Raw genomic sequence first — 9,214 nt, forward strand, 5'->3', positions numbered from 1 at the left:
CCAGCTGTGAGGTGCCTGTCAATTGGACTCAGCCCACTCCGGTGCAGGCCCAGGCCTGGTCCCGGAATCCCACAAATGCTAGGAAAAACAGTGATAGGTGTCATCGCCGATGACGTGACGGGAGGAACGGACGTCGCGGTAGCCTTCCGTCGTGCCGGGCTGGCTACAATCATTCTCTTCGGCCACCCCGACGACGGGGCCGTGCTGCCGTACCATGACGCTGTGGTCATTGCACTCAAAACAAGGACCCTCCCGGTTGACGACGCCGTCGCCCAATCCCTCCGCGCCGCTGCATGGCTCAAAGCCCACGGAGCCACCCAGCTCTACTTCAAGTACTGCTCAACCTTCGACTCCAAGCCGGAAGGCAATATCGGCCAAGTAGCCGACGCCCTTGCCGATCTCCAGAAATCCAGGCTCACTGTCGTCGTTCCCGCGTCGCCCGAGCACCGCAGGACCCAATACATGGGGAACCTCTTCGTCGCCGAGCAGCCCCTGGCAGAGTCTCCGATGAGCCACCATCCCTTGACGCCTATGACAGACTCCAACGTCGTCAGGCTGCTCAGCGCCCAAACCGAACGCCCGGTGGAACTTGTCACCCACAAGACCGTCCGCGCCGGGGCTGACGCGATCAGGAAACACCTCGATCAGCTCACGTCGCGAGGAGTGCGCTACGCCGTCACGGACGCCATCACTGCCACCGACCTGCAAGCCATCGGCGATGCCTGCCGCGACGATGTTCTGGTCACCGGTGCAGCCGGACTGGCAGGGGGACTGGGCCGGGCCTTGACCGGGACCAGGGCTCGACGCCAAAGCCAAGGAGAAGACCCCGTCGGTGCCGGCCGCGCGGCGGCCCTCGCCGGCAGCTGTTCAGCACGGACCCGGGAGCAGGTCGCTTACATGCGCGAACACGGGCCGGCCTTTTTCCTTGATGCCCTCACAACGCCGAGCGCAGAGCAGCTCGCCGCCGCTGCCCTGGACTGGTATGACGGACTTCCTGCTGATGCCCGGCCCCTGATCTATTCCTCGCTTGAACCGGACGCGCTTCGCAGGACCCAGCAAACATTGGGCACAGAACGCTCAGCCACGATCCTGGAAACGGCTACCGGCCTGATTGCCAAGGGATTGGTTGAGCGCGGCGTCCGACGCATCGTCACCGCCGGTGGCGAAACCTCAGGAGCCGTGGTTCAGGCCCTCGGCGTCCAGGGCGGAACCATCGGTGCCGAACTCGCCCCCGGTGTGCCATGGATCTACACAACAGGAGAGACACCCATCGCTTTGCTTCTCAAATCCGGAAACTTCGGAACCCCTGAACTCCTCGTTCAGGCGGTCCGAGCCGCTACGATCCCCGGGGAGGCCGGTCTTGCAGGCCACTGAACTTGCCTATGTCGGATCCAGGACCAGCGTGCTGCGCGAAGGACGTGGCAGCGGCCTGGAGGTCTTCGAAATCCGCCCCGACGGACACTGGCTTCCGCGCCAGACCGTCGGAATGGACAACCCCAGCTTCATGGTCATGAGCCCTGGTGGGTCGCAACTGTACGTCGCCCACGGTGACGGCAATCAAATCAGCGCCTTGGAACTGGACCCCACCACGGGCCGCATCGATTACCGGGACACCGTCGACGCCGGCGGGGTCAACCCCGTGCACCTCGCCCTCAGCCCCGACCAGCGGTTCCTGCTGGTAGCCAACCACAACAGCGGCACCGTAGCGAGCATCCGGATCCTGCCCGACGAAAGCCTCGGCCCCGTCGTCGACATGCTGTCTTTCGAAGGTGAGACCGGCCCCCACCGCCGAGACCAGAACAGCTCCAAACCCCACCAGATCGTCTTTGACGCCACAGGCGGCTACGCCTTGGTTCCCGACAAGGGCCTCGACTCGGTCTTCACGATCTCCGTGAACGGCGACGGGGCATTGACCTGGCACCAGGAAAAGACCGTCCGGCTCCGGGAAATGTCCGGACCCCGGCACGTGGTGTTTTCCCCGTCCAACAACTTCGTGTACTCAATCCAGGAGTTCCTCTCCACGGTCACCTCCTACAGTTGGGACGCCGCGACAGGGACACTAACGCCCATCCAGTCCCTGACTTCGTTGCCAGACACCGTGACCGGGGACAGCCGCGGGGCAGAGATCGTGATCAGCGCGGACGGTCGCTACCTGTACGTGTCCAACCGCAGTGGACCAGGAGACCACTCACCGGGTGGGGACTTCCCGGACACCATCGGCACCTACAACATTGATCCCGCCACCGGGCGTCTCAGCGCCGGGCGATGGACTGAAACCGAAGGCATCAGGCCCCGGTTCTTCTGCCTGGACACCGACGCCACTTCCCTGCTCGTGGCCCACGAACGCGGACACTCCATCGCCTCACATTCCTTGGACCCTGCGACCGGGACACCCGGACCGGCCGTGTTCCGGGCGGCGACAGGAAGTCCCGTCGCCATCCTGCGCCATCACATTCCCACCGCACCGCTGGCAGAACAGCGCACCAGCGCGGCTGACCACGCTACAAATCGCTAGAAAGGAGATGACATGGGAATCGCCGTCTGGGCCCTGATCGTCTACCTCATCACCATCCTTCTTTGGGCCACTATCGTCAAACGCGGCATCGGTGAGGCCATGATTGTTGGCTTCCTCGTCCTTTGCGCCTTCGGCGGCGGTGACTTCTTCGCTTTGCTGGGCACTGGTCTAGCAGAGGCCTTCAAACAGCCCGTCGTCTTCGCAGCCATGTCCTTTACGTTCATCGGCTTTGTCCTGACCCAGACCGGCATCATTCACCACCAGGTCCACATCCTGAACTCCATGCTCGGACGGCTTCGTGGCGGCGCCGGTTACGTCTCGACCCTTGCATCGGCCGGGTTCGGCGCGCTGACACACTCCGCCTCCGCGAACGCAGCCACCATCGGCTCAGTCACTATCCCATGGATGGAACGCTCCAACTGGCCCAAGCACATCGCCTCCTCAGTGGTGGCAGGCAACTCCGGAAACGGCACCGTCATTCCTCCCAGTGCGTCGTACCTGATCCTGGTCGGTTTGGCCACTGTCGGGCCTAACATCGACAAGAACGCCACGCTCGTTGCCATGTTCGCCGTCGCCGGTTACTGCGTCCTTTGGCGGTTGCTGTGCATCTTCTACTTCGTCCGCCGCTACAGGATCGCCAAGGTCTCAGGCGAGGAACTAATGCCGCTGCGCAGCTCGCTGAAGCAGGGATGGCGTTCGCTGATCGTCTACCTTGGCATCGCCGTACCCATCCTGATTACTGTAGGCGCTGGAGCAGACCTGCTCGGCAAGCTGCTGGGGGACAAAGGCCCCGACGCTGTCAAGGCCATCGATATCCTGCTGTGGATCCCTGTTCTGTTGGGCATCCTTAGCCTGATCATCGGACGCAAGCAGTTGCCCTCGACCCCTCGCGCCTGGTACGGCTTCATCGCCAGCACTGCACCCCGCTTCAAGGACATCGGAGCGACGCTGGTCTTCTCGTTCGCCGGAAGCGCCGTCCTGTTGGCTTTGGGCCTGGACAAACAGCTCCGTGACGCCCTCACCGGGCTGAATGCTCCCGCGATCGTCACCGTCCTCATAATCGTAGTGATCATCGCCCTCGTGGGTGGCCCCCTCAGTGCCACAGCCACCGCCGCTACCCTCGGCGGCGGAGCCTTCGCGGTACTCACAGCCGCCGGAGTCCACCCTGCCCTGGCCGTTTGCGCCATCATGGTCGCCATCTCCACCGAGGGAGCATCCCCGCCAGGCGGTCCTTCCATCTTTATCTCGGCCAGCATCGCCGAAGTGAACCCGGCCAAGACATTCGTGCCCCTGGTGCTCTTCTACGTTGTCCCCTTCCTGATCATCCCCGTAGTCGTGGCCTTCAACCTGCTACCCATTCCCCACTAGCCGGAACAGAAAGGCTGTTCAATGTCTTCCCCCAAACACATCGAAGCCGGTGCCGGCTTCGGCCCCCGCCGTAAGGCACTCATCAAGGTGCTCACCATGCTCTTCGTGGCGCTGTTGCTGGCCATGCTGGTCTTGGGCGCAGTCCTTGTGCTCCTGCAGCTCGCTGGATTGCTGATTGGCAACAGCGAATTCATCATCGGAGTTTCCAAAACCCTGGGACCGATCACCTACTGGGTGGCAGCGGCCTTCGGCACCTTTACCCTCATCCTCGCCATGGCCCATGGCTGGAAATCTGCAGACTAGGAGTACCCGACCCCGTGACAGATCAACGTCGCACCGCACCCCTGATCTCACTGATCAGCGCAACCCCGCTCGCCATACCTCCGGCAGCAGGTGCGTTCCATGAAGTCTTCCCCGAGGCGAGGCTCTGGAACCTCCTCGATGACCGGCTGCTTGACGACGCGACGGCCGAGGGCGGGGTCACCGACGGACTGGCCGAACGTATGACCCGGCTGATCCGTCACGCCGAAACCGAGGGTGCCGACGGGATCCTGTTGACCTGCTCGATGTACGGGCCGATCGCCGAACGGCTGTCTACGGAGCTGTCCATTCCTATCTACGCCCCGGACGCCTCCGCCTTCGATGCAGCGCTTGAAGGCTCCTACGATCGGATTCTCCTCTTGGCCTCCGCAGCGGGACCGCTGGAGGACGCCCTGGAACGCTTTACCCGGGCTGCGGCAGCCACAAACCCAGGCCTTAAGGTGTCAGGAACCGTCGCTGACGGCGCAGCCGCCGCAGCCACAGCCGGAGACACCGCACGACTGGCCGAATCCCTGGAAAAGGCCTGCACCAGCCAAAGCACGGACTTCGACGCTGTGCTGCTGGCCCAGTACTCGCTCTCACCGGCCGCCGACGCCCTCTCCCAGGCTCTGGGCAAACCCGTCCTGGCCGGGCCGAAACTGGCCGCCGCCACACTGCGAGCACAGCTGCTGGGGGAACCGCTTCCGGCACAGACATCCACGAAAGCGAACAACGCATGAGCACCGAACGCCGCCTCCGCGAAAACGTCATTGACGCCGCCCGGTCCATCTTCAACCGCGGCCTGACCCACGGACGCACAGGCAACATCAGCGTCCGTTGGGAGGACAAAATCCTCGTCACACCAACCGGGAGCAGCCTTGGCACGGTCACTGTCGATGAGCTCTCACTCATTGACGCCGCTGGCAAGCATGTGGGCGGAAACAAGCCGTCCAAGGAGGCGTTTCTGCATGCCGCCGTCCTGCGCGCCCGCCCGCAGGACACCGCCGTCGTCCATACTCATTCGACCTACTCGGCAGCTGTCTCCTGTCTGTACCATGCCGAGGGCGCCAGCGTCATCCCGCCGTTGACCGCCTACTTCGCCATGCGCGTCGGAACCCTGCCTCTGCTGCCCTACCATGCACCCGGCGACGCGGCCCTGGAAGGCCTCGCCGAGGCCACCGCGGCCGACCATCTGGCCATGCTGCTGAGCAACCACGGCCCGGTTGTCGCCGGCAAGGATATCGACAGCGCCATGGACGCCTTGGAAGAACTGGAAGAAACAGCAAAGGTCTACCTTCTCCTGCAAGGACACAACACCCGGCCGCTGACGCCGGAGCAGGCCGCAGCGGCCGCCAGGATCTAGGTTTCTTCCCAGCACTGTGTCCGTCTGGTTGGGCCGGCGTTGACTTGACGGGGTCTTCGCTGGATTCGCCGTCGTCGGCTGCCCCGCGGCTGGTCCGGGCTCGCCGGACCAGCCGCGGACAATTACTGGTGTGCCCCGGCGTCCTTCTTTTCTGCAGCGGTGTGCCGACCGCGGCTTTTAGCGCGGGCAGGAAGGGTGGACGACGGCGGTGCGCCGCGCCTCAGAACCCGTACACCGTCTCCGGGTTATCAACCAGGATCCGCTTGCGGTCCTGCTGACGCGGCACCCACGAGGCGAGAAGATCCAGCATGGCCGCGTCATCGGGCATGGGCACTTCCCCTCGTGAAGCCGTGGGATGCGGCCAATCGCTACCCCACAGCAACCGCTCCGGGGCCGCCTGGGCGAAGGCGGCCCCCACGGCCGCCCGGTCACTGTACGACGGCGGCCCGACGGGGGACTCGTGATACACGCCGGACAGTTTCACCCACGTATGCCCTGCGTCAATCAGGCCAAGGATCGCGGCGTACGCAGGGTGGGACGTTCCCGTGGCGCCGGGAATGCGGCCCATGTGGTCAATCACCAGCTCGGTCGGGAGGTCGCTGATCCGGGAAAGATTTTCAAGGATGCCGTCGGCAGTCATGTGGATCTGGACATGCCAACCCAACGCTGACACGCGCTCAGCCAGAGGCCTGATGAGCTCTGCGCCCGCACCTCCTGGGCGGGTGAGATTGAATCGGATCCCGCGGATCCCTCCCTCGTCCAGTTCGCGCAGCTGCGCATCCGAGAACGAGGTGTCGATGACCGCAACCCCGCGGGCGTCTTTGCGTCCGAGCTGCGCGATGGCGTCCAGGGTACAGCGGTTGTCCGTGCTGTAGTTCGACAGGGTCACCACGACCGTGCGTTTGGTTCCGGTCCTCCGCTGCAACAGGCGGTACTCCGACACTGTCGCCTTGGGTGGGGGAGTCGTCGTCGGAAGCGGGTAGGGGAATCTGTCCGGGTCAAAAATATGCATGTGGCAGTCCGTCGCCTGGCCGGGAACCCGGTAAGCCGCGCGGCCGCTGCCGGCAGAGAACGGGGCCTGCTCAGGCCCCGCGGCCTGTGCGGAGACTGCCCCACCGGCAGCCAGGGCAACTCCGGCCAGCGCGCCGCGGACCAGCGTCCGGCGGGTCAAGGGCACAGCCGGGAGGGCAGCAGCCAGCGAAGACAGTTCAGGGGTCATGGGTCTCTCCTTTGAGGAAGCTCTGACAGCCTCACTTTGTGAGGCGAGCCACAACTATTCTCAACTTAAGTGGTCGTCCAGTCAACCACTTAGCCGTGTCCCATTGTTTTGTTTGCTAGGCGGCGTCGTCGAACGACGCCAGGAGCGGCCCGCCGGTCTCACGCTGGCTCCCCGGGACGACGGCGCGTTGCGCGGTTTCTCGATAGGCCTTGAAGTGGGCTGAGGAGAGGTGGTCGTGTTCGAACGCGGCCCTGTCCCGGTAGAGCTCATAGAAGGCAAACTTGTTGGATCCCTCGCCGAGCTCAATGACATCGAAGCGGTGGCATCCGGGTTCGTCGCGGACGGAGAGCCGCGCGTTCTCGGTGATGGCTTCGAGGAACGCTTCGCGTTCCCCGGCGAGGATCTCCAGGGTGACCCACAGGCTATACATGTTCGCTCCTTTGGTTCGGCGGGTCCGGGATCGGCCGCGTACTGCCAAGGTTAGGCGGCTGCGGTCTGTGGGCTGACGGCCTTGACAAGAAAATCAACCTCACCGAAGTTGCCTGACTTAAGCAGTAGGGCCAATGGTCCTTTGAACGCGGTGTGGATCCATGGCACGCCCGGCGCTGCCTCGGAACCGATCATTCCGCCGCTGACCTGCAGCGCCGTGACGACGGAACCTGAGGTTTCCCCTCCTGCTACGACGACCCTCTGGACTCCTCTGTCCACGAGTCCCCGGGCGATCAGTCCCATGGCTGTTTCCAGAATCTCCGCCGAGGCGGCAACCCCGAGTTGTTCCTGGGACTGGCGCAGCTTTTCTGGAGGAAGGGAAGAGTAGATCAGGGGGGCCGAAGCGGCTGGTTGGGCGTCGTACCAGGCCAGTGCAGCCGCGGCCAGCCGCGCGGGGTCAGGGACGGCGACGGCATCGAGCTGGTGGGAGGGGTGCCCGGCTGCCTGCATGGCATCGATTTGCTGCAGAGTCCGGGCGGAGCACGATCCGGCCAAAGCGATGGCCGGGCCATCATGCGCCGGTTCGCCACCGGCCCGCGCGGCTGAACCTTCGATGATGTTTTGTTCGGCCAGGGCAGTTGCGAGGCCTTCGGCGAGGCCTGCTGCGCCGGAGACGAACGGGTGTTCCAAGACGGCCCGGCCGATGGTCACGAGATCGGCGGAGGTGATGGCGTCCACAACGACATAGGAGGTGCCGGAAGAGCGCAGTTCCGACAGCCGATCGGCCACTGCTGAACTGCCGGCCTGTACGTCTGCCAGGGGAATGAGGGAAACCTTCCGGGCGGTCTGTGCGCGCAGGAGTTCCGGGATTCGGGCATCGGTCATCGGGGTCAGCGGGTGGTGGCGCATGGGGGAGTCTGAAAGAAGCTGCTGATGGACGAACAGGTGCCCGTTGTATTGGGTTCGGCCGTGCGTGGGTGAGCTGGGGACCGCTACGGTGATGCTGCTGCCTGTCAGGTCCGCCAGTGCGTCGTTGACAGGCCCGATGTTGCCATCCGGGGTGGAATCGAACGTGGAGCAGAACTTGTAGAAGAGCTGCCGTGCTCCGGCGTCCAGCAGTTCCCTGGCAGCCTGCAGGGACTGGGAGACTGCCTCGCCGGCGGGCAGCGTGCGGGTCTTGAGCGCCACCACGACGACGTCGGCATCTCCAGGGTTGGCAACGGTTTCGGGAACGCCGAACTGGATCAGGACACGCAGACCTGCACGCCGGAACGCTACGGCGACATCGGTGCCGCCGGTGAAGTCGTCGGCAATGACACCGATCATCGTGAACCTCCAAGGATGGTGCGGCGAAGTGCCGCGGCTGAGCTCAACGGCCCGGAAAAAACCGGTATGCCGGTGGCGGTTTCAAGGGTCCCGGCCACTGGGGCCAGGGAATACTGTGCGAGTAGGACCGCGTCGGGAGGGGTCGGCTGGCTGGCAATGACGGCTGCGAGGGCCTGGGTGAGATCATCGGTGTTGCCGCGGCGCGCCGCGTCCAAGGCCCCGGCGGCGACGGCACCCCGCGTTTCAACCGGCACACCGTGCCGCGCCGATTCGTTGATGAAACGGTTGAGCGAAACACTCAAGGGTTGGTGGGCGCTTGCCAGGACCAGAACGGTGGCGGGCGACTGCTGGAGGATTGCCTCCAACGCCATTTCGTCGGGGTCAAGCAACGGAATCGGGCAGCGTGCCGCGTAGGACCGTGCCGCCGGCGTATACACCGGGCAGGTGAGCAGAGCCGCATCCGCGCCTTCGAGCACCGCGTGGTCGACAAGACGCCGCAGGCGTGCCGCCAAGGAGCCCGTGACTCCGCGGGAATCTGCATCTTCTTGCAGGCGGTCATCGAGGATGTTCCACAGCCGCGCTTCGGGAAAGCGTTCGGCGAAGGCGCTGTTCGCCGGGGTCATCGCCGTCGGGTTGGCGCTGATCAGCGCAACCAGGGGACGCGCGGGTCCTGGGTGCATGACTGCTCCTGCGT

At 64.5% G+C, this 9,214-nt stretch carries 10 protein-coding genes; 6 read left to right on the forward strand and 4 right to left on the reverse strand.

The window, feature by feature from the left end; translation table 11 throughout:
• Window positions 1-90 precede the first annotated feature (90 nt).
• The 6 genes from otnK (ACIQT2_RS23735) to otnC are packed head-to-tail and all read left to right on the forward strand — an operon-like array spanning window position 91 to window position 5,546.
• A complete protein-coding gene (gene otnK, locus ACIQT2_RS23735) occupies window positions 91-1,374 on the forward strand; it encodes a 3-oxo-tetronate kinase (protein WP_402951676.1) in 1,284 nt (427 codons plus the stop codon).
• Window positions 1,361-2,515 carry a lactonase family protein gene (locus ACIQT2_RS23740; protein ID WP_402951679.1) on the forward strand — a complete coding sequence of 385 codons (1,155 nt, stop codon included), beginning with the start codon at window positions 1,361-1,363 and terminating at the stop codon, window positions 2,513-2,515. Before otnK (ACIQT2_RS23735) ends, ACIQT2_RS23740 begins: the two co-directional genes overlap by 14 nt.
• Before the next feature lie 12 nt (window positions 2,516-2,527).
• Window positions 2,528-3,883 (forward strand): TRAP transporter large permease subunit, encoded by a 1,356-nt coding sequence (locus ACIQT2_RS23745; protein ID WP_402951681.1) that lies wholly within the window; start codon window positions 2,528-2,530, stop codon window positions 3,881-3,883.
• Window positions 3,884-3,904: 21 nt separating this feature from the next.
• Entirely contained in the window at window positions 3,905-4,186 is a 282-nt protein-coding gene (locus ACIQT2_RS23750; RefSeq protein WP_402951684.1) for a hypothetical protein, read from the forward strand.
• A gap of 14 nt (window positions 4,187-4,200) precedes the next feature.
• On the forward strand, window positions 4,201-4,923 hold the full coding sequence (locus ACIQT2_RS23755) for an aspartate/glutamate racemase family protein (RefSeq protein ID WP_402951686.1): 723 nt from the start codon (window positions 4,201-4,203) through the stop codon (window positions 4,921-4,923).
• Entirely contained in the window at window positions 4,920-5,546 is a 627-nt protein-coding gene (otnC, locus tag ACIQT2_RS23760) for a 3-oxo-tetronate 4-phosphate decarboxylase (protein WP_402951688.1), read from the forward strand. Before ACIQT2_RS23755 ends, otnC begins: the two co-directional genes overlap by 4 nt.
• A 220-nt stretch (window positions 5,547-5,766) precedes the next feature.
• Here the strand turns inward: otnC and ACIQT2_RS23765 are convergent, their stop codons facing one another.
• From ACIQT2_RS23765 to ACIQT2_RS23780, 4 genes are all read right to left on the reverse strand, one after another.
• Window positions 5,767-6,765 carry an amidohydrolase family protein gene (locus ACIQT2_RS23765; RefSeq protein ID WP_402951691.1) on the reverse strand — a complete coding sequence of 333 codons (999 nt, stop codon included), beginning with the start codon at window positions 6,763-6,765 and terminating at the stop codon, window positions 5,767-5,769.
• A 115-nt stretch (window positions 6,766-6,880) separates the two neighbouring features.
• Entirely contained in the window at window positions 6,881-7,195 is a 315-nt protein-coding gene (locus ACIQT2_RS23770) for a putative quinol monooxygenase (RefSeq protein ID WP_402951694.1), read from the reverse strand.
• A 50-nt stretch (window positions 7,196-7,245) separates the two neighbouring features.
• Window positions 7,246-8,520: a 3-oxo-tetronate kinase gene (gene otnK, locus ACIQT2_RS23775; RefSeq protein ID WP_402951696.1), complete on the reverse strand. Its 1,275-nt coding sequence runs from the start codon at window positions 8,518-8,520 to the stop codon at window positions 7,246-7,248.
• On the reverse strand, window positions 8,517-9,214 hold a 698-nt coding region (locus ACIQT2_RS23780; protein ID WP_402951699.1), incomplete at its 5' end, for an aspartate/glutamate racemase family protein. The genes ACIQT2_RS23780 and otnK (ACIQT2_RS23775), both read right to left, overlap by 4 nt.

This window comes from Paenarthrobacter sp. NPDC090522 (assembly GCF_044769225.1).
Taxonomy (GTDB): Bacteria; Actinomycetota; Actinomycetes; order Actinomycetales; family Micrococcaceae; genus Arthrobacter.

What these genes read in the sequence shown, in the direction of transcription:
- ACIQT2_RS23745 (WP_402951681.1), top strand. Translation starts at nt 2,528, where the DNA reads ATGGGAATCGCCGTCTGGGCCCTGATCGTCTACCTCATCACCATCCTT.
- ACIQT2_RS23750 (WP_402951684.1), top strand. Translation starts at nt 3,905, where the DNA reads ATGTCTTCCCCCAAACACATCGAAGCCGGTGCCGGCTTCGGCCCCCGC.
- otnC (WP_402951688.1), top strand. Translation starts at nt 4,920, where the DNA reads ATGAGCACCGAACGCCGCCTCCGCGAAAACGTCATTGACGCCGCCCGG.
- ACIQT2_RS23765 (WP_402951691.1), bottom strand. Translation starts at nt 6,765, where the DNA reads ATGACCCCTGAACTGTCTTCGCTGGCTGCTGCCCTCCCGGCTGTGCCC.
- ACIQT2_RS23770 (WP_402951694.1), bottom strand. Translation starts at nt 7,195, where the DNA reads ATGTATAGCCTGTGGGTCACCCTGGAGATCCTCGCCGGGGAACGCGAA.
- otnK (WP_402951696.1), bottom strand. Translation starts at nt 8,520, where the DNA reads ATGATCGGTGTCATTGCCGACGACTTCACCGGCGGCACCGATGTCGCC.